The sequence below is a fragment of the Streptomyces endocoffeicus genome (genome assembly GCF_016741935.1).
Taxonomy (GTDB): Bacteria; Actinomycetota; Actinomycetes; order Streptomycetales; family Streptomycetaceae; genus Streptomyces; species Streptomyces endocoffeicus.
The window spans coordinates 1,629,652-1,653,979 of sequence record NZ_JAERRG010000001.1 but is presented as its reverse complement, the minus strand read 5'-3'; the positions used below and the strand labels follow the sequence as shown (position 1 = coordinate 1,653,979).

Here is a 24,328-nt window from a genome sequence, read left to right as displayed (position 1 = left end):
CTGGGGTCCTTCTGACGGATCTCCGCGGAAGAAGGACCCTAAGCCGAGGGGGTGCGGCTGACCGGGCGGCCGAGGCGGGCCACGGCGCGGGCGAAGACGGCCGCGTCGTGCACCGCCGCCCCGCCCGTGTCGTTGTTGAAGTACGCATAGACCTCCGCGTCGGCCGGCCAGGTGTCCGCGATCCGCCGCGCCCAGGTGGCCAGCGCCTGGCGCCCGTAGCGCGGGGCCGGGCGGGCGAGGCCGCCATGGAAGCGCAGATACCCCCACCCGGTGGTCCGCCACAGCGGGGTGACCGGGCGGGAGCCGGAGTCGGCCCAGCACAGCGCGGCCGAGCGGCGCTCCAGCACCGCGCGGATCTCCTCGGTCCACCAGGAGGTGTGCCGCGGTTCGACGGCCACCCGCGTCCCGGAGGGGAAGCAGCCCAGACAGCGGTCCAGCAGCTCGCCGTCGGCTCGCAGAGTGGGCGGCAGCTGCACCAGCACCGGGCCCAGCCGGTCACCGAGCCCGGCCGCATGGGACATCAGCCGCTCCACCGGCTCCTCCGGATCGCGCAGCCGCTTGATGTGGGTGAGGTAGCGGCTCGCCTTGAGCGCCATCACAAAGCCCTCCGGCAGCCGCTCCCGCCAGGTGGCGAACTGGTCGTACGTGGGCAGCCGGTAGAAGGCGTTGTTGCTCTCCACCGTGGCGAAGGCGCGGGTGTACTCCTCCAGCCACAGCCGCTGCGGACAGCCCTCGGGGTAGAGATCGCCGCGCCAGTCCCGGTACTGCCACCCCGAGGTGCCGATGAGGGCGGTCATGCCTCGCCCGGATGCCAGGGCGGCCACTGCCCGGGCCGGTCCTCCCAGTGCACCTGGGCCGGGTCGTCCAGGTCGATATCGGGGAAGAGCTGCCGGACGCGCGGCTCGAACTCCTCCCGTTCCAGCGGTTCGCACCCCAGGCCACGCAGCCGCACCACCCGGTAGCGGCTGTCGACCTCGATTGACTCGACGAAGACGGGGTAACCGGACTCGTCCGGGCCGGTGGCGTTCTCCATACCTCCAGGGTGCCGGGTCTCCGGTATCCGCGCGCCCCGGCCGGCGGCCGGGAACCCGCCGGTTTGCGGATGGGCGGACCGTCGGCTTGATATGGAGATGAGTCCTTCAGGAGCGGGGGTGAGCCATGATCTTCACCGACCGGACGGACGCCGGGCAGCGCCTCGGCGAGGCACTGCGCCCCTTGGCGGATGAGAAACCGGTCGTGTTCGGGCTGCCGCGGGGCGGGGTGCCGGTGGCCTTCGAGGTGGCCCGCGCGCTCCATGCGCCCCTGGACGTGATCATCGTCCGTAAGCTCGGCGTCCCCTACCACCGGGAGCTGGGGTTCGGCGCCATCGGTGAGGGCGGCGTACGGGTCGTCCATGAGGCGATCGTCCGCATGAGCCGGGCCGATGAGGAGGACCTCGCCGAGGTGGAGCGGACCGAGCGGGAGGAGCTGGCCCGCAAGGCACGCCGGTTCCGCCAGGGCCGCTCGCGGATCCCGGCCGAGGGCCACACCGTGATCATCGTGGACGACGGCATCGCGACCGGCGCCACGGCCCAGGCCGCCTGCCGGGTGGCACGGGCCCAGGGAGCCGCGCGGGTGGTCCTCGCCGTGCCGGTGGCGCCGCCGGACGCGGTCGCCGCGCTGCGCCAGGACGCGGACGAGGTGGTGGCCCTCTCCACCCCCTCGGACTTCGCGGCGGTGGGGGAGTGGTACGAGGACTTCTCGCAGACCGCGGACGACGAGGTGGTGGAGTTGCTGTCCCGGTCGACCGGAGAGGCCGGTGAGGCGCATCCTGGAAGGTGACGCAGGAGGTGAGCGTGATGGAGACGATCGTGGGATGCGACATTCAGATGGAGTTCCGTGAGATCGGCCCGCTGACCGAAGCGGTCGTCCGGCTGAGGATGCACGACGGTACGGAGATGCTGGCCCAGGGCCGCGCCAACCGCAATCCCGACGACCCGGCACAGCCGAGGGTCGGCGAGGAGATCGCGGCGGCGCGGGCACTGACCAATCTGGCGCACCGGCTGATCGGCAAGGCGGGCGGCGACATTGAGGAAGTCACCCATTCCAAGGCGCATTTGGTGATGTAAGGCCGTTGGGGCGAAGGAGCGTCCGCCGCGGTGGTCCACCGCGGGCGGAGGCTCCTGTGCGTATGCGCTGCCCGTGTGCGGGCTCGTTCAGCGGTGGCCGAGGGTGAGCTGCTGGCCGGGCCGGATCAGATCCGGGTCGGCGCCGATGACCTGGCGGTTGATCTCGTAGAGCCGCTCCCAGCCGCCCGCCACTCTCTCCCTGTCCGCGATCCGGGAGAGGGTGTCGCCGCGGACGACGGTGTACGACCCGGGCCGGGGCTGGGCCTTGGCCGGTGGCTCGGGGACGGCCTTCGGGACGATGAGCAGCGGCTCGGCCTTCGTGGTCGTGACGGCCGTGACGGTGGAGGCGGCCGGGGTCGGCGAGGTGGGAGTGGGGGCTGAGGCGGCGTTCGCCTGGCCGATGCCGATGAGCGGCAGGGCGACGCCGGCACCGCCCGCGGTGATCGCGAGCGAGGTGCGGGAGACCCGGTGGGGCCGGGGCCGGCGATGACGTCCGCGTGCGGCCATGGAGTCCTTCTTCCTGTCCTGGTACGGCAGTTGGCGAGTGCGATGGCTGCCGAACAGTAATCCCAGGGTTCTGGCGTGGACAAGGTGTTCGGATGTTTGCGGTAGAGAATCCAATGTGAGGAATTTGAGCCCCGACGCGATCAATGTGCCCCGGACATAAGAGCCCGCGCGCGGGGAAGGGAGACCCAAGGGGGGAATGCACGGGAGGCGTCGGGGCACCCGCCCTCGATGCCGGTGGCCCCGGCAGACGGCTGACCTCGGGAGGTCGCTCATGAGTCAATGGAACGGTTCGGCTCTTCGGCGCATGACTCGGCGCACGGCTCGACGCACGACGGCAGCGCGGTCCCGGCCGCCCGTCTTATGCGCCTTGCTGGTCGGCGCGCTGGCCACGGTCACCGCGTGCGGCAGCGACACCGGGGACGGGGACTCCGCGCGGCGCGCCTCGTCCGAGACCTCCACCTCCGCCGCGCCACCCTCCTCTCCTTCGGCCGCCTCCGCCGCCTCCTCCGGGAGCGGCTCCTCCCGGAACGAACGGCCCGCCTCGCAGACCGCGCAGTCCCCTCCGCCCTCGGCGCGGCCCTCGCGACCGTCCTCCTCACGGCCCGCCGCCGCGTCCGGTGTGCGCCGCGTCTGCTCCAAGGCCCAGCTGACGCTGTCGGTCGGCCGGATGGACATCGGGGCCGGAAATGTGTACCTGCCCCTGGTCTTCACCAACAGGTCCGCCACGACCTGCACCCTCACCGGATACCCCGGTGTCTCGCTGCTCGACTCCACCGGAGCGGTGATCGGCGATCCCGCCACCCGGCGCGGCCCCACGCGCTCCCCGGTCTCCCTGCCGCCCGGCGGCAGCGCCTCGAGCAGCCTGCACACGCTCAACGAGGGCATGAACGACACCCCGTGCCGGCGCACCGCCGCGCGGATCCGGGTCTATCCGCCGGATTCCTTCGACGCGATGAACGTCTCGGCCCGGTCGTTCCGGGTGTGCGGAGGCGTGTTCGAGGTCGAGACGACGCAATCCGGAACGGGAGGATGACACCGGCATATCGGGGTGCTCCCGGGCGCGCGGAAGTGTCCGAAAATCTTGACAACGCAGGCGCCGACTGGCCGTGTTCACTCTTTCGCAATCATTAGGGGTAGGCCACCATAGGGATGCCTCATATGAGCCGTTAGGGAGCGTCCGGAGGGGGACGGTGTCATGGAGCGAGTCGCGACCGAGGTCGAGACGGAGCTGCTGGACCTTTCGGGGGCGACACTCGAAGACCTCGAGCGGCACGAAGGGATTTCCGCGGTGACGGAGCGGCTGCTCGACATCGTCCGGTGCCCACCGACGATCGCCAACGCGTCGTCGTCGGAACCCTGTGTGAGTTAGGCGGCTATGACGTCCTCCGTCACGCGGGGTCTCAACCATCGTTTATCGGCGGGGAGTTTCGCCGAGTTGGCGCGGGGTTCGGGCGGCCCCTCGGCCGTGGCCGAACTGAGGTCGGGACAGCGCAGCCGGGCCATGCTGCTGCTGCGCGCCCTGGTGGACATCGCCTCCGCGCACCCCGCCCTGCCCGGCCCTCTTCCCCCGCCCCGGGACGCCTGGCACCTGCTGATTCGGGCCGAGCACCGCTCCCCGGCCGCCGTGGAGACGCTGCTGCTGCACCCTCCCATGGGTGTGTGGCTCAACCGCTGTTTGCGCAGGCTGCGCGGTCTGGAATCGGGGGAAGAGCCGCTGTGGAGCGCGGTCGGTCATCTGCATGCCATAGCCGCCTCGGCCGCTCTTCTCGCCGGAATCGACTTTCGCGGCGCCGTTCCCGTGGGCGAGCGCGGGGTGATATTGCCGGCCCTGGGATTCGCCCGCATTCCGGACACCGCCGATGTCGCCGAGGTCGTCATGAACGGCCGGAAGGCGGTGGTGTTATCCGGCCCGTATTCGGTGACGCTGCCCGCCGACTTCTCCGAGGACGCTCCCGGTTGGCACGGACTGCGACGGCTGCGCGGAGAACACGAGGGGATTGTGTGTGCCCCCCTTGTCGACGACCTCGACCCCTATCGCGACTTTCTCCGGGTCCGGGAGCCCGATCGGCTCGGCGACGAAGAGTGGCGGGGCTGGCAGGAGAGATTCGGCAATGCGTGGCGGCTGGTCTCGGAGCAGCGTCAGGTGGACCCGCGGGGAATCGGCGCCTGTCTGTCCTCGGTCGTGCCCGTGCCGTACGCCGCCTGGCCCGAACCGTTCAGCGCCTCATCGCCGGAGGCGTACGGCTGTGTGCTGCTCAACGGGGCCACGGACCCGCTCACCCTCGCCGCCGCGCTGGTGCACGAGGCGCAGCACATCAAACTCAGCGCTCTGATGGACCTGGTGCCCCTGATCGAAGGGGGCCTGGAGGAGATCCACTACGCGCCCTGGCGGCTGGACCCGCGACCCCTGCGCGGGCTCCTCCAGGGGGTGTACGCGTTCCTGGGCGTGACCGGATTCTGGTGGGACCGGCTGCGGCGTGCCGAGCCCGGCCCGGCCCGGGACACCGCCGCGTTCGAGTTCGCCCTGCGCCGGGCGCAGACCGCCGCGGGGCTGCGTACGCTCCTCACCCACGCCGAACTGACGCCCAGGGGCGAGGAGTTCCTCCACCGGCTGGAGGAGCGGCTGACCCTGTGGCTGGCGCAGCGGGTGCCCTCCGTACCGAAGCGCCTGGCGTCCGATCTGATCCACGATCACCGGCTCGTCCACCGCATGCGCCACCTGGCGGCGGCCCCGGAGCCGACCGCCCGCTGGGCGCGGGCCTGGCGGGAGCGGACCGACCCTCCCGGGGAGCTGCCCGGGACCTCGGTGCGGCCGACCCGCCCCGAGGCGCCGGCACGCCCCGCGCTGGCCCGGCTCCGGCTCGCGGATCCGGCGGCGTTCGCCCGGCTGCGCGAGGGTGGGGGAGCGGGGATGTCCGGGTGGTTGTCCGGGGGAGCGGGGCTGCCCGGGGGCGGTGACGCCCCCGACCCGGCCGACCTCGACTGGGCCGCGGGGGACACCGCGGCCGCGCTGCGCGGCTACCGGGCCCGCCTGGAAGCGGACCCGGACGACATCGCGGCATGGGCGGGGCTGGCCCTCGGCCTGCCGGACGGCGCGGCCAGGACGACGCTGCTGAACCACCCCGAACTGGCCCTGGCCGTCCACCGGGAGGTGCGCACCGCGCCGGGCACGGGTCCCGATCCGGTGGCGCTGGCGCGGTGGATCGGGACCCGTACGCGCGGGTGAACGGCGCGCGGCACGGGCCCCGCGAACGGCGACGCGGACGCCGGTTCAGATGGCGGACGACGGTTCAGATGGAGATCGACTCGGCATCGCAGTCCGCCCGGATGCCCCGGGCCGCCGCGACCGTCGCCGGGTGGTTGGCCGTCAGCACCCGGCGCAGCCGGCCGAGCGCGTCCTGGTGCAGCTCCTCCGCCTGCCTGCCCTCGCCCAGCGCGCGCAGATCCCCCGACAGGTTGACCGCACACGCGAGCGTGGTGGGGTGGTCCGCACCGAGCCGGGACCGGCAGGCCGCGAGGGTCGTGGTGTCCAGGTCGTGGGCCTCCTGGTAGTCCGCGAGGGTGTAGTGGTCGCTGGCCGTGTTGATGGCGCACGCCAGCGCCGTGGGATGGTCGGCCCCCAGCTGCTCGACGAGCATCGGCAGCGTCTCCTTGTTCAGCGCGAGCGCCTCATCCGTCTCGCCCAGCAGCCGCAGCGTCACGGCGAGGTTGATCGCCGCGCCCAGGGTCGCCGGATGCCGCTCCCCCAGCAGGACGCGCATATCGTCGAGACATTTCCGGCCGAGCTCACGGGCGCCCTCCAGATCGGCGGTCTGCCGCAGATCCATCGAGAGGGCCAGGGCCGTGTTGGTGATGTGGAGGTTGGGCTCGGTGTAGCGCAGCCGGTAGCGCTCCAGCACCTCCCGGCTGAGGTCCAGCGCGCCCTCGTGGTCGCCGGCCTTACGACGCGCCACGGCGAGGTTGCGCAGGGCGTAGACCACGGTGGGCGCGTTCGGTGGGAACATCTGGCGGGCGCGGCTGCAGGTCTGCTCCAGCATGTCGCGGGCCGCCAGATAGTCACCGCCCTCGCGGACGTCGACGGCGAGGTTGGCCTCCACCAGGACGGTGAGCAGGGCGTCCTCGCCGAGCACCAGACCAGCGGTGCGCCGTGCGCCCTCGTCCAGCGGCCGGGCGTGCTCGTAGTCCCCCGCCGCGCGCAGCGCCACGGCGTAGTCGTTCGTCGCGGCGATGGAGTACGGGTCCTCGTCCCCGAAGAGCCGCAGGGTCCTGGTCCAGCGGTCCTTCTCCAGCTCCACATAGCGCGCGTAGTCACCCCGGTAGCGGGTGTCCACGGCGACCGCGCCCTGAGTCACCAGGGTGTTCTCGTGGTCGTCGCCATCTTTGGCGCGCTGGAGCTCCAGCGTCCGGCTGTTGAGTTCTCTGGCCTCCTTGAAGTGGCCGAGCACGGTCAGCACATGGCCCAGGGTCCGGGAGACGGCCAGCGTCTCCGCACTGTCCTCGCCGAGCGTCTCCACCCACTGCCGACGCACCTGGGTGGCGAGCTCCAGCGCGCCCTCGTGGTCGCCCCAGAGATGGAGGAAGCGAACCAGATTCCGCACCATCTGCCGCACCCATTTGTCATCGCACTCCATCGCGCGCGACGCCCGGACATGGGAGAGGAGGTCGGCGTACCGCCCCCAGTTCGGGGGAGCGACGTCATTGGGGTCGCCGAAGGCCAGCAGCACATGGGCGCTGTGCCGCATGTCCGCCTGCTGCTGTGTGGACATCTGGCCGATCAGCACGGCCTGCACCAGCCGGTGCATCTCGATCGTGTTGCTGCGGTGATTGATCTTGATCAGGGCGTAGCGGTTGATCTCACGGATCGCGTGACCGAGCTTGATCGGGTCCTGCAGCACCTCCGAGAGCTCGGGGGAGAGGGATACCCCGCGCACGCCCGAGAAGAGCCGCCGGGAGACCGGCTCGGGTGCGAAGAACGAGCACATCTGGAGGAGTTGGAGCGCGCCGGGATGGGTTTCGGCCAGCCGCCGCAGCGACATGTTCCAGGCGGCGGCGACCGGTTCGGGGTAGTCCACCGGAACGCCCGCCGCAAGCAGTTCATTGCGGCGGGTGGAGACATCGGCCCGCTCGTCCTCGAAGACCTGGAGATACTCGTCGACCGGCATCCCGGTTTCGGTGAGCCACGCGGCCGCCTGCTCGATGGCCAGCGGAAGGTCCCCCAGCGCGTCGGCGACCCGGTCCGCCTGGTCGCGCGGCAGCTCCGGCCCCCGGCGGCGCAGCAGCTCGATGCTCTCCTCGCGCTCGAAGACGTCCACTTCGACGGTGCGGGCGGCGCGCGACCACTGGGCGTTCCTCGAGGTGACCAGGATCCGGCCCGGCCCGCCCGCGGGGAAGAACGGCCGAACCGTCTCCAGCTCCTCGGCGTTGTCGAAGACCAGCAGCCAGTTGCGGCACGGGCGTCCGGTGCGCAGCGCGTCGAGGACGCTGGGCACGGCCGTGTTGGCCTCCATGCCCGCGTGCAGCCCGAGCCGGTCGGCGAGCTGGACCAGCGCCTGGCGGATCTGCTCGGGGCGCTCCGCCGGGATCCACCACACCGCGTCGTAGTCGGCGGCGTGCTGATGGACGTACTCCAGGGCGATCTGTGACTTGCCCACCCCGCCCAGCCCGTGCAGGGCCTCGGGCAGCACGGCGGCGGTGCCCTCGCTCTTCAGCCGTTCGTGGAGAGTGTCGAGCAACGTCTGCCGCCCGGTGAAGTTGTTGTTCCGGGGCGGTACATTTCCCCAAATGGACGGGGGTTCCCCGGGCTGGCGCTCCTCCACGGTGGGCAGGGTCCGGGCAGCGGTCACGGACACGAATGTTCCTCTCAGATGCTCCCCCGCCGGGCCCGGCGAGCCAGGCGCCGGCGGGGATGGTGAATCGTCGGCCTGGGACAGCGGGTCTGTTCGGGGAGTCGTGGAGTCAGTCATGGCCGCAACCGCCTCGGAGACCACATATTTTCCCCTGTGTGACGCGTCTTCAACTGGATCGGGCGGGCTTTCCCCCGAGCGGGCGAGCGCCTGATGGGCCAGGACAAGGGCGCGAAAGGAGCGCGCGCCCGCCAGATAGGGTCCGGAAAGCGCCTGGTAGACCTGCTCCTGGAGGCGGATGTAGGGCAGCAGGCGCTCCGTCCTGGGGAGGTCTCCCACCGAGCCCGAGGGGTGGTTGAGCAGATCGCGCAGCATCAGCAGCGGTTTCCAGCGGCGGCCCAGCCGGTCCAGGACGCTGCCGAGGATGTACAGCGACTCGTCCCGCATCCCGGCGGACAGCAGCAGTTCGCGCACCCCGTCGTGGAACTCGTAGCCGATGCCCGTCTCGTCCAGCGGGTCGGCGGTCGCCACCTTGCGCAGCAGCCCGCCCAGCAGGACCTCGGCCAGATCGCCCGGACTGCCCTCCGGCTGGTGGATGCCCTGCACGAACTCCATCACGGGAATGTTCAACGGGGCCGCGGCCAGCCGGGACGCCAGCCGGAAGGCGCTCGGCGAGGCGGTGGCGCGGAACCGGAAGACGCGATCCCAGGCGCTCGGTTCCGGTTCGGGATCCCAGCGCTCGGCGGGCGCCCCGGGCAGCAGCGCCATCGTGTCCTCGCCGCGCGCCGACGGGCGGGCCACCAGCCGCGCCCAGTTGGCCATCCACCGCGCCTCCAGCTCCAGCACCGGGACCGGCGGCGCGCCGCCCGGCCAGGAGCCGCCGTCCGCCCGCCGCCAGGTGCCGTTGGGGGCGCCCGGTTCGGGGATCCGCACCCGCACCCGCTCCGGCGCCACCCCGGTGTGGTGCCAGCGGCCCTGGTGCAGGACGTGCAGTACCGCGACCGACGCGTGCCGCGCCCAGCCGGCCAGCGCGCGCTGGGCGCTCTCATCGCCCCAGGCCGCGCCGATGCCGTCGGTCAGCACCAGCACCGTCCGCTTGCCGCGCGGTGGCATCCCCGCCACCGGCGACCGGTCCTCGGCGGGTAACGGATGGTCGGTGTTCACCCGGTGCACCCGCACATCCCGGAAGGCGCCGGTGCGCTGCAGCACGGTGACCAGATGCTCGGCCGTCCGCCGCCACACCACCATCGAACTGCCGCAGTCCACCACCAGGACGGCGTCCATCCAGCGCTCGCGCACGGGCACCAGGTCGGGCACCCACAGCCCCTCGCGCGCCGCCTGCTCGGCCGTGGCCTCCTCGTCGACCTCCATCTCGACCGGCGAGGGCGCGGTGCGCTTGAGCGGCCGCAGCGCCCGGGACAGGGCGCGCTCGGGCAACGGCGGCCCGTCGGCGGACGGCCGGCGCACCGGTACGAAGGCCTCCGCGACGGTCGCCGGCTCCGCCTCGCCGGGCGGCGCGGAGACGCCGACCAGCTCCGCGGGGAGCGGCGGTTCCGACACCGCGGGCGCCGCCTCGGGGCCGGACGCGGGGCGCTCCCCCCGCCGGTCCTGCCGCGGCTCGTCCGACGGCTCGTCACCGGGCGGCGGGGCATCCGCCTCCGGTGTCCCGGGGAGGGGGCCGGGGTCCGGCGGTCCGGGGCCACGGTCCGTCTCGGCCTTGCAGACCGCCAGCCACATGGCGTCGGCGAGCTGCCGCCAGTCGAGGTCCCGTGGGCCCGGCCCGGCGGACCTGCCGCCTGGGTGGTGTGTCATGTCGAGCCCGCTGCGCTGTCCAGCCGATGCCAAACGGCCTGCAGTAGCTCCTCCCACTCGGGCCCCGGAACATGCGACTGGGACGTCACCAGATACACCGCGTTGAGCAACTGGTCGGCGGCGAGGCCGCCTTCGCGCTCGCTGCGCTCGAGGAACATCTGGATCAGCTCCCGCGCACGCGGATCGTCGGCCCGCCCCAGATGCGCGGCCACGATCGCGGCGAGCCGGTCCGCGTCCGGGTCGGGCAGCCGCAGCTGGAGACAGCGCCGCAGGAACGCGGGCGGGAAGTCCCGCTCGCCGTTGCTGGTGATGACGACGACGGGGAAGGCGCGGCAGCGCACCCGTCCCGAGGCGATGACGGTACTGCGGTCCGGGTCGTCGGTGAGGACCGATACGGCCGGGCGGCGTCTGCGGATGCGCACCAGCTCGGGGATGGAGTACTCACCGGCCTCGAAGATGTCGAGGAGGTCATTGGGCAGATCGATATCGCTCTTGTCGAATTCGTCGATGAGCAGGACGCGCGGCAGGCGGTGCGGGAGCATCGCCGTGCCCAGCGGCCCGAGTTGGAGGAAGTCGCCGATGTCCTCCGGTCCGGGTTCGTGCGTGTCCCCCTCCGACGCCTGGCCGGCCGCGGCGGCGTGCACACGGCCGACGGCATCGTAGCCGTAAAGCCCGGACCGCAGGGTCGAACGCGTGGTGATCGGCCAGCGCAGCACCCGGCCCAGGCCCAACTCCCGGCTGATGCGGTACGCCAGCGTGGACTTGCCGGTGCCCGGGCGGCCGGTCACCAGAAGGGGACGCCTGAGGATCAGCGCCGCGTTGACGAGATCGGCCTCCTCCGGGTCGGAGCGCACGCCCAGGGGGGTCGCGCCCAGCCGCCGGGCGGTGTCCTGCTCGTCCTCCGGTGGCGCCGGGGGCTCGGTCGGGGCGTCGTCCGCGTCCGATAACGCGCCGGACCGGCCGTTGCCCTCGACCGGGCAGGCCGAGACCCCGCCGAAGGCGCGCCACGGGGGCGGCGGCGGAAGGATCTCCTCCAGGCTTACGTCGTGCAGCGGGCGCCCGGTGCCCTGGTAGATCCACCAGGGGCGCGGTATCCCGGACGGCAGGGCGGCCGAGGCGGAACCGGAATCCTGGTGGATCCGTCCGTTGTGGCGCCGCGCAGGCTCTTCGTCGCTCATCGACCACCCACCCCCTCGTCCGGCCCCGTCATGCGCCCTTGCGGTTCCACGGGACGGGTCGGGTCGTCCCAAACGAGCACCACATGTTGCCCCAGGTGATGCTCCCGCTCCGCGGAGTCGATCGTATGGGCGTCCAGACGTAACTCTGTCACGGCTTCGCGGAGCCGTGCCAGGTTCCCGCTGGCGTCGGCCTGTTTTTGTCCAAGCTGCTGGACGAAGCCGGGGGTCCGGGTCGCCCGGCCGTCCCAGGCGACCACCGGAATCCCGGCCCGCCAGGCGGTCAGCGCCTCCGAGGTGCCCTCGGGCGTGATGCCCGGAGGCGAGGTCAGGACCAGGGCCACCACCTGCGGATCGGCCTTGAGCCGGGCCAGCAGCGCGGTGGGGTCGCCGGAGCGCGGGCTGTCCGGGTCCTCGCCGTCCACGACGAGCTGCTTGGCGCGCTCGGGCTGCTGGTCGAAGAGGTTCCAGCGGTGCTTCCACTCCCGGTGCCAGCGCCTGGTCCAGCTGCGCTCCAGGCTCCGTACGACCACCGGATGGCCCAGGTACAGCGGAATCGGAAGCTCGCTGTCGAGCTCCAGACGCCAGCGGTGGACCGGCAGATTCAGGTCATCCGGGCCGAGCATGAACTCGATGTGGATCGCGCGGGCGTCGTCCCACTCCTCGGCCGCCCGGTACACCAGCGTCTGCACCGCCCGCTCCGCGGTCTCCGCGGTGACCTGGGTGACCGGGCCGCGGACCGGATGCCAGCCGGTGGGGTCGTACTGGTGCCAGGACGAGAGCTCGTAGTATCCGGCCTCCTCCCGCGGCAGCAGCCGGATCACCAGATAGGCGTCCACCGGACCGGCCGGGGCGGCATGCCCCACCTGCTGCCGCAGCGACCGCAGCTGAGGCGTCAGACCCAGCTCCCGGGCCTGCTCATCGGCCCAGTCGCGCAGCGCGTCGGCCCTCTGCAGCGGACGCGCCGCCGCCGCGAGGTACTCCACCAGGGCGAGCCCCGGCGGCAGCCCGCCCGGCTGTGCGTTCATCCGGCTGAGCACCTCGAAGGCGTGCCAGGGGCCGGTGACCGCGGGAACGTCCTGCAGCGGGCCCGCCGCCGTACGGCACAGCTGGCCCAGCTGCTCGATCTCCAGCTCCTCCAGCAGCGACCGCAGCTTCGCGATGGCGGTCTCGGGCAGCGCCGGACGGGCCGTCATCTGCTCCATGACCGAGTCGAGCCGCTTGATCGCCTCCTCGTCCGCCGCCGCCATCACCGCGAGGGACGCGCGTAGCGCGTGCATGATCCGCACGTTTTCCAGGCATTCGCGGGCCAGCTCCACCAGGAAGTAGTCGGTCACCCGGTGGGCACGCACGGGGACACTGGTCATCTCCAGCTCCATGGCGACCAGATCCAGACACAGCGTGCGCAGATCCGGATCCGTCAGACAGCGGAACTCCTTCAACGCCGTGACGAGGTTGCCGACCGATTTCAGGCCACCTTCCCCCATGGCCGCCATGCCGTGCCCTCCCCCGAGGCCGCATCACCGGTCCCCGCCGCCGATGATCCCGCCGGAGACCCTGCCATACGCGGGTGCCACCCGCCGGGACTCCGGGACAACTTGTATGCCCCGCAAGCCTCTCGTGACACCCCTGGCGAGTATGTCCGTGGCACCGTCCCCCGTGCCCCGGGCGGGCCCCGCCGGGGCCGGGACACCTCCCGGCGGTGGACTGGGGAGCCCGCGCCCACGGCGACCGCGAGGCGGAGGGCCGTCCTCCTCAGGGGCCCACCTGGACGGTTCCGCCGAGCTCGCGCGGGGACGCCCTCCCGGGGTGGCTCGCAGCGGGTGCGGGGGAGGGCGGCCCGGGGCCCTCATCCGCGGGGGTGGGAGGGTGAGGAGGGTCACTCCAATCCGAGTTCCTCGACACGCCGGGCGAGTTCGGCGGCCGCCGGATCGTCCGGCGCGAGCACGGCGACCACTTCCACCAGTTCGCCGATCGCCCGCCGCGCCTCGCAGACGCGCAGCAGGGACAGGGCCTCCGCACGGCTCGCCGACTGACGGCTCACCGCGGTGCCGACGGTGGGCAGTTCGTCGAGCAGCTGCTGCCAGCGTGCGGGGGAGGTCATCCCGGCCACGGCCAGCAGGGCGTCCGCGAGTACGCCGAGGTCACGGATGGTCAGCCTGCGGCGCCGGGCGGTCTCGGGCGGCGTACCGGCGGCGAGGGACCGCGCATCGGCGCTGAGGGACCGTGTATCGGTGCCGAGGGACCGCGTACCGGCGGCGAGCGGCCGGGGCGCCACAAGGCGCGCCACCGGAATGCGGCCGATCAGTTCGAAGGCGAAGGCGGCCGCGTTCCGCGAGGCCACCGGCTGCCAGCGCTCGTCGTGCGCCTCGCCCTTGTCCCCGAGCAGATCCGAGATGCCGCGGATCACCAGCGCGTCCAGATGCTGGTTGACATACGCCCCGGCGAGGAAACCGAAGCCCTCCATGTCCACCGCGAGCGCGTCCCCCGCACTGGCCGCGAGCCTCAGCCCGACGTCCGAGCGGTGGTGCGCCACCACCCGCCCGCCCGCCGCGAGGGGCTTCACATGGGCGCGGGGGCGCGGCGCGCCGTCCCCCGGCCGGACCCGTTGCTGCCATTCGTCGGCCGCCGCCACCCACCGGGCCAGCTGCACCAGCCCGTACGCCGACTGATAGGTCTTCTGCCGGGGCAGGAACCCGGTCTCGGTGTCCTTGCCGGTCTCGTAGTCGTACACCGCGTCGGCGGCCACCACATCGCCCAGCGCGACATCCTTACGGCCACCCGCAACCCCCACGAACAGCACCGCCCGGGGCGCGAAGAGCGCCGCCGCCCGTTCGACCGAGGCCGCGGCACCCGGGTTCCCCGGACCCGTCATATGGATGGCGACGCTCCGCGCCTCGGACCCGTCGCGGAACACCCCCAGCTCGAACAGCGCGCCCCGCTCCGCCGGGACCGGCCGCGGATCCTCCAAGTGGGCGCGCACCGCCCGGTACTCGACCTCCAGCGCGGTCAGGACCACCACATCGGCCCACAGCGCACCCCCATTGCCACCAGCGCCCACCGATCCCCCCTAGGACAGCCTCTGCCGACACCTTACGGACCCGACGCACCCCACGGGTGTCAACGCGTCACGGCCGGTGCAGATCCGCGTACAGCACGATCTGCACCGCCAGTACGACGACCAGCGCCACCTCCGCCACCGACACCCCCAGCAGCACCGCCCGCACCGGCTCCGACGCCCAGTACACGATGAGCGCGGCGAGCGGCGCCACCGTGAACAGCAGCAGGTCCGCCGCGAGCTGCAGTCGCTTGCGGGAGACCCGGCGGCCGTCGTCGCGGTGGGCCCGCTCCCAGCCGAACACCGGTGGCCGGCCCGGGGCGAGCGCCGTCAGCCGGGGCCCCAGATCCTCCCGGACATACCGTCCGATGGCCGATATCTTCTCGTCGTTGACCAGATATGCCCAGCCCAGCAGCGCCGACGCCGGGGGCAGCAGCAACAGCAGCTCCGGGCGCCCATGGCTCTGCAGGGAGAAGGTGATGATGGCCGCCATCGCGGCCAGCGTCGCGTAGAGCAGATTGTCGCGGAACCCGATCCGCGCCCGCTGCTCCTCCTTCACCTGCTCGTACTCCAGGATCAGCAGCCTGCCCGTGACCGCCTCGCTCTCGGCGCTGTTGTCTCGCGTCACCGTTCCCCCTCCGCGGCCCATGACCGGCTCCGGTGTGACCGGCCCCCTGGAGACTGTTTCCGCCGCTACGCCTGGTCCATTCCGTACGTCCGCAACTTCCGGTACAACGTGGCCCGGCCGATGCCCAGGGACTCGGCGGCCCGCGCCTTGTTGTCCCCGTGCCGGCGCAGTGCCTCCAGGATCGCGGTGCGCTCCGCCCGTTCGATACCGCTCAGCCGGCGGGTGGCCGGTGGCACCCGCAGTCCGTACGGCAGCTCCTCGCGGCGCACCGGCCCGGTGGCGCGGCGGCGCTCGGCCACCTCCCGTACGACATGGGTGAGTTCGGCCACATTGCCCGGCCAGGTGTGCTGCTCCAGCGCCCGGCGGGCGTCCAGGCTCCAGGTCAGCGGGGGACGTCCGGGGGAGGGGCGCCGGGTGAGGCCCGCCAGCAGCGCGGAGATGTCCTCGACGCGTTCGCGCAGCGGCGGCAGCGTCACCGACCGGGCCGCGAGGATGTCCAGCAGCCGGCTCAGACACGGTCCGGTGGGCGCGCCCGGGGTGTGGGTCGCCACCAGCGGCACCGCTGGCCGCTCCGCCAGCAGCGACAGCAGCGCCGCCACATCGGCCTGGCCCAGCCGCTCGGCGTGGCGCAGGAGCAGCGGCGGCGCGCCGCCGTCCCCCTCCGACTCCGGGAGCTCCGCGAGCGCGTGACACCAGCGCGGGACCTCGCCGGGCACCTGCTCGGCGGCGTCGACGACACGCGGCGCGGCCGTGCCCCGCAGGCCGAGCAGGGCGCGGGCCAGCGCGGTCTTGCCCACGCCCGGCTCGCCGATCAGCAGCAGCGGTTCCACGGCCCGCGCCAGCTCCGTCGCCCGGGAGACAGCCAGCCGCCAGGGCCGGGACGTGCCCACGAGCCCCGGGAGCCGGTCATGGCCCCGCCGTTCCGCCGACCGCGCCCGCCGGGCCGCCGTGCACACCGTGGCCACGGCCCCGATGACCGCGCCCCCGTGTACCAGGCGCGTCATCCTTACGGTGAGCCCGGCGCCGTCCGGTACGCGGATCTCGTCGTCCGGTACGGGGATCTCGTCCGGTGCGTGGTCCTGCGGTCCCGTGGCCAGCCCGGTGGCCGGTCCCGTGTCCGCGTCCCTGAGGAGGGCCGTGGCATGCCGTTCCAGCCGTGCCAGCGTCTCGTGCGACAGCAGTCGCGCGGCCTCCGGGCTGACGAGGCGGCTGCTGCCGTCGAGCGCCGCCACCGCCGCCCCCTCGGCCCGCTGCCGCAGATACGCGTCGAGCAGCACCCGCTCCGGCGGGCGCTCCCGACCCAGCAGCTCCGTCTCGATCGCGTGCGCGGTGGCCTCGGCGAGCGCCGCGCCCGGGTGGGCGGTGCGGCCCTCGCCCAGCGGGGCCACCACGGTGACGGTGCCGACCGGGCGGCCCGCCGTCGGCTCGTACAGCGGAACGCTGACCGCCGACACCTCCTGCCACAGGTCGAGGAAGTGCTCGGGGCCGTGGACCTCGGCCCGGCGCCCCGTGCGCAGCGCGAGCGCGGCGCTGTTGTGCCCGACCGCCTTCTCCGACAGATCGAAACCGGCCATCCCGTCGGGCGTACCGGCGTAACGCCCGCCGCCCGACCACAGCGCCCGGCAGCGGGAGTCGACCAGCACCAGCCCCATCGCACCGCTCAGCGTGGGCGCCACGCGGTCCAGTACGGGGCGCGCCGCGGCCAGCAGCGGGGAGTCCACCGGTGGCCGGACCCTGGGCGGGGCCGCCAGATCGCGCGGTACGCCGAAGAACCGCGCCCGCCGCCAGGCTTGGGCGAGCTCCTCGGGGATTCCGTCGCCCGGTGGCCGTCCGCTGAAGAACCGGTCCCGCGCCCGGCGCAGCGAGGAGAGGGCCGGGTCGGCGGGGGTGTCGTCGGTGGTCGTCACAGCTCCTCCACCGTATACGTCGCCACTGTTTCGAAATGAGACACCTCGGGGTCCGGGTTCTGGAACAAGATCATCAATGGTCGGCCGGCGATCACCGATCGGACCGGGAGACCGGCTGTCACGGTGGAGCCGGATCGGTCATCACGGTGGAGCCGCGAGACCGGCCATCACGGGGGAGAGCACGGGGAGAGGACCGAGAGGAGCCCTTCAGCAGTGGAGACCGTCGAGACCGACGTACTGGTCGTGGGCAGCGGCCCCGCCGGAGCCGCGACCGCGCTCGCCCTGAGCACCTACGGCGTGCCCAACGTCATGGTCACCCGGTACGGAAGCCTGGCGGACACGCCCCGCGCGCACATCACCAACCAGCGCACCATGGAGGTGCTGCGCGACCTCGGCGTCGAGGACCAGGTCACCGCCCTGGCCACCCCGCAGCCGCTGATGGGGAACACCGTCTTCTGCACCAGCCTCGCGGGCGAGGAGCTGGGACGGCTGCGCTCCTGGGGCAACGACCCGCTCGTCCAGGCGGGGCACGAACTGGCCAGCCCCAGCCGGATGTGCGACATGCCGCAGCATCTGATGGAGCCGGTGCTGGTGAACGCCGCGGTCTCCCGGGGCACCGCGCTGCGCTTCCACACCGAGTACCTCTCCCACGAGCAGTCGGACGACGCCGTGACCGCGCTGGTCGAGGACCGGCTGCGCGGGGACACCTACCGCGTCCGGGCCCGCTATCTGGTCGGCGCCGACGGCGGGCGCAGCCGCGTCGTGGAGAACGCCGGGCTGCCCACGGTCGGCCGGATGGGCGTCGCGGGCAGCCTCAACATCGTCTTCGAGGCGGATCTGACCCATCTGACCGCCCATCGCCCCTCCACGCTCTACTGGGTGCTCGCCCCCGGCGCGACCGTCGGCGGCATCGGCGCGGGCCTGGTGCGCTGTGTGCGGCCCTGGACCGAGTGGATGGTGGTGTGGGGCTACGGCCTCGACGCGGGCCCGCCGGACCTTACCGAGGAGTTCGCGCGGTCCGTGGTGCACCGGCTGCTCGGCGACGAGACGATCCCCGTGCGCATCACCTCCACCTCGGCGTGGACCGTCAACCATCTGTACGCCGAGAGCTACGCCGACCGGCGGGTGCTGTGCGCGGGCGACGCCGTCCACCGCCATCCGCCGTCCAACGGGCTGGGCTCCAACACCTCCGTCCAGGACGCCTACAACCTCGCCTGGAAGCTCAAGCTGGTCCTCGACGGCACCGCCGCCCCGGCCCTGCTGGACACCTACTCCGCCGAACGGGCCCCGGTGGGACGGCAGACCGTCGAGCGCGCGAACCGGAGCATCGGTGAGACCGCGCCGGTTTTCGAGGCGCTGGATCTGCTCTCCACCTCCGATCCCGAGCAGATGTGGCGCAATGTCGACGCCCGTAAGGACGCCACGCCCGAGGGTGCCAAGCAACGGCAGCGGCTGCGCGAGGCCATCGCGGCCAAGGTGTACGAGTTCAACGCGCACGGCGTGGAGATGAACCAGCGGTACGTCTCGGACGCCGTCGTCCCCGACGGTACCCCCGACCCCGGCTTCGACCGCGACCCGGAGCTGCACCACCAGCCCACGACGCATCCCGGCGCCAAACTGCCGCACGCATGGGTCGTCCGGGGCCGTGAGCGGCTGTCGACCCTCGACCTCGGCGGCCACGGCCGGTTCACCCTCTTCACCGGCATCGGCGGAGGCCGCTGGGAGGAGGCGGCCGCGGCGGTCCGTCAGGAACTGGGCGTCGAACTCGCCACCGTCTCCATCGGCCCCGGCCAGGAGTACGAGGACCCCTACGGCGACTGGGCCCGGCTGCGCGAAATCGGCGACTGCGGCGCCCTGCTGGTCCGCCCCGACAACCACATCGGCTTCCGCCACCCCGAAGTCTCCCCGCAAGCGGGGGAGTTGCTGCTCGGGGCGCTACGGAAGATCCTCGGCCACGGCTGACAGCCACCCCCCAGGCGTCCGGAGCTCACCCTGGGGCTTCATCATGGACGCGCCCCCATCCCCAGAGAAACCGTTAGTGAGATGACTGCAATGCCCCTCGCACTGCTCCGGCGCATGCGCACCAAGCGTCCGGACCGCGGATCAGGACTCAACATCGCCCTGCCCGTGGGTGCCGGAGCCTTCAGCTGCGAGGTCCTGGACCCCGTTGGCCAGGCCCTGGGCGGCGTGGAGGTCACCGTCACCGAGACGCGTGGCGCCGCCCGTACGGTGGCCAAGGCCACCACCGATCCGCATGGACTGTTCCTCGCCACGCTCGAGCCGGGGCAGTACACGGTGCTGCTCACCGGAAGCGGTCTGCAGCCCAACCGCCTCACCGTCGACATCACCCACGGCCAGAGCGACCCTCCCCGCCGGGTGCAGATGGAGCCCTCCCAGCAGCTCGAACTCCCGCCGCCCGGCACCTGGCTCTTCGACCCGCCGCACACCGCGATCCGCTTCATCGCCCGCCACGTGGGCATGGCCAATGTGCACGGCCGCTTCACCCGCTTCCGGGGCGGCATCCACATCGCCGAGCGGATGGAGGACTCCCGCGTCGAGGTCGTCATCGACGCCTCCAGCATCAACACCGGCAACAACACCCGCGACGCCCATCTGCGCTCGGCCGACTTCCTCGACGTCGCCAACTTCCCGGAGATCCACTTCGCCAGCAACCGCTTCACCTGGCGCAGCGGCCCCAAGTGGACCCTCCAGGGCCCCCTCACGATGCACGGCGTGAGCCGCTCGGTGACCCTGGACACCACGTACCTCGGCGCCGTCAACGGCGGTTACGAACAGGAACTGCGCTGCGCCGCCCTCGCCACGGCCGAACTCCACCGCGAGGACTACACCCTGAACTGGCGCAATATGCTCGCCCGCGGCATCGCCGTGGTCGGCCCCACGGTCAAGCTGGAGCTCGACATCCAGGCGATGTACCGCAACCACGCCACGCCGACGCCGCCTGAGTAGGCCGCTGCCCCGCTGGTCCGCCGCCTCCCGCGGGGCAGCCGTCACCAGACCGGCTGCCCCGCGGGATGCGGGAAAATCTTCCCCTTGGACGCCCAGGGTCGGAAGACTCTCCCCCGCATCCCGCGATCTACGGGTAAAGACGCAAACACCTTCGGGCGCATCCGACCTAGCGTTCCCTCCCAGAGCAAGAAATGCGAGAGGGAACGATCGTCGGATATGAAGACACGTCCCGCTCCACCCGACACGGATCCGAAGGAGAGCATGTACGTGGAGGACCAGACGCGGCAGAAGGTGGAAGACCAGACGCGGCGGGAACAGGCGAGCCCCGCGGTGCGGAAGCGCGTCCAGGACAGCTTCGACCGGCAGGGCCTGATGTCCCACCTCGGCGCGCGCCTCGCCCACATCGGCCCCGGCCGCGTCCGGATCGTGCTTCCGTCCCGGCCCGAGGTGACCCAGCAGCACGGCTACGTCCACGCCGGCGCCACCAGCGCCATCGCGGACAGCGCCGGGGGCTACGCGGCTCTCACCCTGTTCGACGAGGACTCCGACGTCCTCACCGTCGAGTACAAGATCAACCTCCTCGCGCCCGCCGCCGGCGACCACCTCGAAGCGATCGGCACCGTCCTCAGGCCCGGACGCACCCTGACCGTCTGCGGTCTCGAGGTGTACGGCGTCCAAGGCGACGGCACCCGGAAGCTCGTCGCCAACGGCCAGCAGACGCTGATCCGCGTGAACAGGTCCGCCGAATGAGCCCCCAGCCGTCTCCCTCGGCCCTACCGCCGTGGCTGACCTGGTGGCAGCGCCCCTTCCCCGACGCCAACACCCTCCTGCTGACCGGACGGCAACCGGCTCTGGTCGACAGCGGGTTCGTCGGCCATGCGCGGGAGACCGCCGACTGGGCCCGCGCACACGCCGGGGACATCGCCCTCGTCGTCAACACCCACTGGCACTCCGACCACGTCGGCGGCAACGCGCTCCTCCAGGCGGGCGGCGCGGGCATCGCGGCCGGGGCCCCGGAGGCGGAGGCGATCGCCCGCCGGGACCCGGGCTGCTGCGCGGCCGAGTACCTCGACCAGCCCGTCGCCCCGTACACCGTCGACATCCCGCTCGACGACGCCCAGGTCCTCCGCCTCGGGGACATCGACTGGGAGGTCGTCCGCACGCCCGGGCACACCCCGGGCCATCTGGCCCTGTGGCAGCCGGAGGAGCGGACCCTGGTGGTCGGGGACGCGCTGTCGGACTACGACGTCGGCTGGGTGAACCTCGCCCTCGACGGTCCCGACATGGCCGCCACCGCGCTCGCCTCCCTCAAACGGCTGGCCGACCTCGCCCCGCGGGTGATCCTGCCCTCCCACGGTCCGGTCCCCGCCGATCCCGCCGCGGCCCTCGCCGCCGCCGTGCGCCGTGCCCAGCGGCTCGTCGACGACCCCGACGGGGCGGTCTGGTACGGCGCCCGCCGGATCTTCGCGTTCGCCCTGATGATCCGCGGCGGCGTCCCGGCCGACGCGATCGAGCCGTACCTGCACGCCCGTGCCTGGCTGACCGACGCCGCCCGGCTGCTGGACCGTACGCCCGAGGCCCTCGCCCACGAACTGGTCACGACCATGCTCCGCAGCGGTGCCGTCGTCCTGCGCGACGGCCGCCTCCACGCCGCCGCGGACCACACTCCGGTGGCGGCCGAGACGCTGCGCGTACCGTACCCGCGGGCCTGGCCGGGTATGGCGGCACCCTGAGCGCCGGACGGGTGGCGTCCGGTCTCAGTCGGGCAAGCCCCAGAAGGGGCCGTGCAGGCCGACCTCGGCGAAGTAGGCACTGGCGGCGGCGGGGTCGCGGCGGGTGTAGCCCGGCTCCAGGCGGCCGGAGTACCAGTCACTGGCGAAGCGCCACAGGGTGGCCAGATCCATGACGTAGCCACGCTCCTGGCCCGTCTCGCGCAGCCAGGTGCCGACGCAGTCGGTGGAGCAGAACAGGCGCTGGTTGCCGCAGGTGTGCACGACATCGTCCCAGGCCCGGCTCATAGGGATGAGGAAATGGGCCACCTGGCCGCCCTGCGGGGGTGCCTCCCGGCCCACCACCCAGGCGTGCGGGGCGTCGCAGGCCGGACAGCGGGAGGGTCCAGGACCAGATCATGGCTGGCATGAAGGGTGCGCAGTTCCTGGCGTACCCGGTCGGGAGCGAGTCCGGTGAGCGCGGCGAGCCCCGGCACGCCCGGAGCCCGTCCGGTACGCGCGAATCCGTGGTAGACGGCCAGGCGGACCGTTTCCGTCTCGTCGAGGTTCATCGGTGCGCTCGAGGCGTTCTCGCTCATTCCTGTGGTTCCTTCGCTGGTTGAGGCGATGAGTCCAGCGTGCGCCTTGCGGAGGTCCGGGGCTTGAACGCTCGTGCGGCCGGGGTGGGCGAGGCGCTGGGTGATGTCGACGGTGAGCCGCTCTTGGTGACGACGGTGAGGGGCGGTGGTCCGCGCATAGGGGGTCTCAGCAGTACTCGCCGAAGAACAACGGCATCACCCGACCCGCCGCAGGGCGCGCTCGCGGCGTTCGGCCACGGTCGAGCCGGACTCCCGGCGTGCCATTCGCCGGAGCACGACCGGCGCCACGAGCAGGCCGAGCACCGCCCAGGCGCCCAGCGCACCCGCGGTCTCGAGGTGTCGCCAGGACTCGTCGATCTCGACCGCGGCGGCCGAGCCCGGCAGCAGGGCCGAGCGCATGCCGAGGCCGAGCCAGTAGATCGGGAAGCCCTGGGCGATCCACTGCACCCACTCCGGCAGCGCGGCGATCGGGTAGAAGATCCCGGAGATCGCGATCATCGCGAGTATCGGGAGCGTGAGAAGTCCCTGACTGCGGGTGCTGGTGAACACCGAGCCCAGCACCGCGCCGAGCGGCAGGGTTGCCACCAGGCCCAATGCCAGCACCCAGCTCAGGGTCAGCCAGGGCCCCGGGCCGCCGACCGAGAGGCCGGAAATGAGGAACAGGGCGGGGATCAGAAAGATCGCGACGTCGACCAGCAGGCCGCCGGACACCGAGACGACCTTGCCGACCAGGTAGCCCTGCATGCCGTGCGGTGTCGCCTTGGCGCGCAGCAGAGTTCCATCCTCGCGGTCGGCGGTGAGGATCTGACTCATGGTGACCATGCCCATCGCGGCGTTCATGCCAAGGATGCTGGGCAGGGCAAGGGCACCGAGCATAAATCCGCTCTGTTCGAAGGACACATCCCGCAGGAAGAACAGGGTGGCCAGCATCAACACGGGCCAAAAGAAGTGGTTGAACAGATCCCCGCCGTTGGTGAGGGTCTGCCGCAGCTCGATCAGGCCGCGGGACCAGCCGGCCCGGAGCGCCGTCGCCGTCGGATTCATCGGGCCACCTCTTCTTCGGCCTTGTTCACGTGTGCTGCTTCGTACCTGCCGGACTCGGCCCGGTGCACCAGGGAGAGATAGGTGTCTTCCAGCGAGGCCCGACGGATTTCGAGGTTCTCGATCGCCGCGCCGTACTGCTGGAACAGGTCGAAGGCGAACGCGGTGGACTCGGTGGTCGAGTGCCGGAAGTGCTGCCCGTCGCGGGTCCAGCGCACCTGGTCCTCACCCGCGATCCGCTGGGCGAGCTCCGCTGCCGTGCCGTCGGCGACGATCCGGCCGTGGTTGAGGACCAGGATGCGGTCGGCGAGGTTCTCGGCCTCGTTCAGATCGTGGGTGGTGAGCAGGATCGTGGTCTCACCTTCATCGGCGAGGCCTTGGACGAGGTCGTGGAACTCGCGCCGGGCGACCGGGTCGAGCCCGGAGCCGGGTTCATCGAGGAATACCAGTTCAGGGCGGCCCACGAGGCCGATCGCCACATCCAGCCGGCGCCGCTGACCACCGGAGAGCATCCTGATCTTCTTGTTCGCGTGCTCGGTCAGACCGACGGCCGCAATGAGGGTATCCGCGGCCCAGGGCCGGGTGATCCGCTCGGTGGAGTAGTCGGCGTAGTAGGAACCCAGATGGGCGAGTAGTTCGCGCACCCTCCATTTCCCGTGGTCCCGCCACGACTGGAGGACGACCCCCACCCGTGCCCGCCACGGCTCGTCGCCGTGGGCTGGATCGGCGCCGAGCACCTCGACCCGGCCGGCCGACCGCGCCCGGAAACCTTCCAGGATCTCGATCGTGGTGGTCTTGCCCGCGCCGTTCGGTCCCAGCAGGGCGACCACCTCGCCGTGGCGGACCTGGAAGGTGACGTCGTGCAGGACGTCGACCGAGCCGTAGCGCATGCGCAGCCCGTCGATGTCGAGCACGACCGTCTCGCTCGTCGTCATGAGATGACCTCTCTTCGCCGGAGGAAGGGGCGGTTCAGC

21 protein-coding genes and 1 pseudogene are annotated in these 24,328 nt (G+C 72.3%); 9 read left to right on the top strand and 13 right to left on the bottom strand.

The features are described 5' to 3' along the window. Window positions 1-38: 38 nt before the first annotated feature. The gene (locus JK364_RS06180; RefSeq protein WP_201848205.1) at window positions 39-797 is read right to left on the bottom strand and encodes a DUF72 domain-containing protein; all 759 of its coding nucleotides are present in this window, start codon (window positions 795-797) and stop codon (window positions 39-41) included. Next, on the bottom strand, window positions 794-1,033 hold the full coding sequence (locus tag JK364_RS06175; RefSeq protein ID WP_201848203.1) for a hypothetical protein: 240 nt from the start codon (window positions 1,031-1,033) through the stop codon (window positions 794-796). Before JK364_RS06175 ends, JK364_RS06180 begins: the two co-directional genes overlap by 4 nt. A 125-nt stretch (window positions 1,034-1,158) precedes the next feature. Between JK364_RS06175 and JK364_RS06170 the strand changes: the two are divergent. Next, a pseudogene (locus tag JK364_RS06170) lies at window positions 1,159-1,803 on the top strand (phosphoribosyltransferase); the annotation flags it as partial. A 35-nt stretch (window positions 1,804-1,838) separates the two neighbouring features. Further along, window positions 1,839-2,108, top strand: coding sequence for a DUF1876 domain-containing protein (locus JK364_RS06165; RefSeq protein ID WP_037952439.1), 270 nt, complete (start codon window positions 1,839-1,841; stop codon window positions 2,106-2,108). Between the two features lie 87 nt (window positions 2,109-2,195). Here the strand turns inward: JK364_RS06165 and JK364_RS06160 are convergent, their stop codons facing one another. Beyond that, window positions 2,196-2,615 carry a LysM peptidoglycan-binding domain-containing protein gene (locus JK364_RS06160; protein WP_201848199.1) on the bottom strand — a complete coding sequence of 140 codons (420 nt, stop codon included), beginning with the start codon at window positions 2,613-2,615 and terminating at the stop codon, window positions 2,196-2,198. Window positions 2,616-2,891: 276 nt separating this feature from the next. After that, window positions 2,892-3,290 carry a hypothetical protein gene (locus JK364_RS55080; RefSeq protein WP_230991323.1) on the bottom strand — a complete coding sequence of 133 codons (399 nt, stop codon included), beginning with the start codon at window positions 3,288-3,290 and terminating at the stop codon, window positions 2,892-2,894. Here JK364_RS55080 and JK364_RS55075 point away from each other — a divergent pair. From JK364_RS55075 to JK364_RS06145, 3 genes are all read left to right on the top strand, one after another. Further along, complete coding sequence (locus tag JK364_RS55075) at window positions 3,283-3,648, top strand: DUF4232 domain-containing protein (protein WP_230991322.1); 366 nt, start codon at window positions 3,283-3,285, stop codon at window positions 3,646-3,648. The genes JK364_RS55080 and JK364_RS55075 overlap by 8 nt on opposite strands. A 162-nt stretch (window positions 3,649-3,810) precedes the next feature. Beyond that, window positions 3,811-3,984: a hypothetical protein gene (locus tag JK364_RS06150; protein WP_201848195.1), complete on the top strand. Its 174-nt coding sequence runs from the start codon at window positions 3,811-3,813 to the stop codon at window positions 3,982-3,984. Window positions 3,985-3,990: 6 nt separating this feature from the next. Continuing rightward, a complete protein-coding gene (locus tag JK364_RS06145) occupies window positions 3,991-5,841 on the top strand; it encodes an HEXXH motif domain-containing protein (RefSeq protein ID WP_201848194.1) in 1,851 nt (616 codons plus the stop codon). A gap of 64 nt (window positions 5,842-5,905) precedes the next feature. On the opposite strand, the gene fxsT is transcribed toward JK364_RS06145, so the two are convergent. The 6 genes from fxsT to JK364_RS06115 form a co-directional block, all read right to left on the bottom strand. Next, entirely contained in the window at window positions 5,906-10,270 is a 4,365-nt protein-coding gene (fxsT, locus tag JK364_RS06140; protein WP_201848192.1) for an FxSxx-COOH system tetratricopeptide repeat protein, read from the bottom strand. Continuing rightward, window positions 10,267-11,448, bottom strand: coding sequence for an AAA family ATPase (locus JK364_RS06135; protein WP_201848190.1), 1,182 nt, complete (start codon window positions 11,446-11,448; stop codon window positions 10,267-10,269). The genes fxsT and JK364_RS06135 overlap by 4 nt, the downstream gene beginning before the upstream one ends. Further along, window positions 11,445-12,941: a VMAP-C domain-containing protein gene (locus JK364_RS06130; protein ID WP_201848188.1), complete on the bottom strand. Its 1,497-nt coding sequence runs from the start codon at window positions 12,939-12,941 to the stop codon at window positions 11,445-11,447. Before JK364_RS06130 ends, JK364_RS06135 begins: the two co-directional genes overlap by 4 nt. A gap of 383 nt (window positions 12,942-13,324) precedes the next feature. Continuing rightward, window positions 13,325-14,506, bottom strand: a complete 1,182-nt coding sequence (locus JK364_RS06125; RefSeq protein ID WP_201848186.1) for a phosphorylase family protein — start codon at window positions 14,504-14,506, stop codon at window positions 13,325-13,327. Between the two features lie 67 nt (window positions 14,507-14,573). Beyond that, complete coding sequence (locus tag JK364_RS06120; protein WP_307841167.1) at window positions 14,574-15,131, bottom strand: hypothetical protein; 558 nt, start codon at window positions 15,129-15,131, stop codon at window positions 14,574-14,576. Window positions 15,132-15,196: 65 nt separating this feature from the next. Then, window positions 15,197-17,038: a sigma-54-dependent Fis family transcriptional regulator gene (locus JK364_RS06115; RefSeq protein WP_201848182.1), complete on the bottom strand. Its 1,842-nt coding sequence runs from the start codon at window positions 17,036-17,038 to the stop codon at window positions 15,197-15,199. A 213-nt stretch (window positions 17,039-17,251) separates the two neighbouring features. Here JK364_RS06115 and JK364_RS06110 point away from each other — a divergent pair, with 213 nt between their 5' ends. From JK364_RS06110 to JK364_RS06095, 4 genes are all read left to right on the top strand, one after another. Then, window positions 17,252-19,000, top strand: a complete 1,749-nt coding sequence (locus JK364_RS06110; RefSeq protein ID WP_201848180.1) for an FAD-dependent oxidoreductase — start codon at window positions 17,252-17,254, stop codon at window positions 18,998-19,000. 90 nt (window positions 19,001-19,090) lie between these two features. Continuing rightward, a complete protein-coding gene (locus JK364_RS06105; protein WP_201848945.1) occupies window positions 19,091-20,005 on the top strand; it encodes a YceI family protein in 915 nt (304 codons plus the stop codon). A 291-nt stretch (window positions 20,006-20,296) separates the two neighbouring features. Beyond that, complete coding sequence (locus JK364_RS06100; RefSeq protein WP_201848943.1) at window positions 20,297-20,755, top strand: PaaI family thioesterase; 459 nt, start codon at window positions 20,297-20,299, stop codon at window positions 20,753-20,755. Further along, window positions 20,752-21,738, top strand: coding sequence for an MBL fold metallo-hydrolase (locus JK364_RS06095; protein WP_201848178.1), 987 nt, complete (start codon window positions 20,752-20,754; stop codon window positions 21,736-21,738). Before JK364_RS06100 ends, JK364_RS06095 begins: the two co-directional genes overlap by 4 nt. A gap of 24 nt (window positions 21,739-21,762) precedes the next feature. On the opposite strand, the gene merB is transcribed toward JK364_RS06095, so the two are convergent. The 3 genes from merB to JK364_RS06080 form a co-directional block, all read right to left on the bottom strand. Beyond that, window positions 21,763-22,077 (bottom strand): organomercurial lyase, encoded by a 315-nt coding sequence (gene merB / locus JK364_RS55070; protein WP_307841166.1) that lies wholly within the window; start codon window positions 22,075-22,077, stop codon window positions 21,763-21,765. A 431-nt stretch (window positions 22,078-22,508) separates the two neighbouring features. Further along, window positions 22,509-23,357, bottom strand: a complete 849-nt coding sequence (locus JK364_RS06085) for an ABC transporter permease (RefSeq protein ID WP_201848176.1) — start codon at window positions 23,355-23,357, stop codon at window positions 22,509-22,511. Continuing rightward, on the bottom strand, window positions 23,354-24,289 hold the full coding sequence (locus tag JK364_RS06080) for an ABC transporter ATP-binding protein (protein ID WP_201848174.1): 936 nt from the start codon (window positions 24,287-24,289) through the stop codon (window positions 23,354-23,356). The genes JK364_RS06085 and JK364_RS06080 overlap by 4 nt, the downstream gene beginning before the upstream one ends. Between the last annotated feature and the right edge of the window lie 39 nt (window positions 24,290-24,328).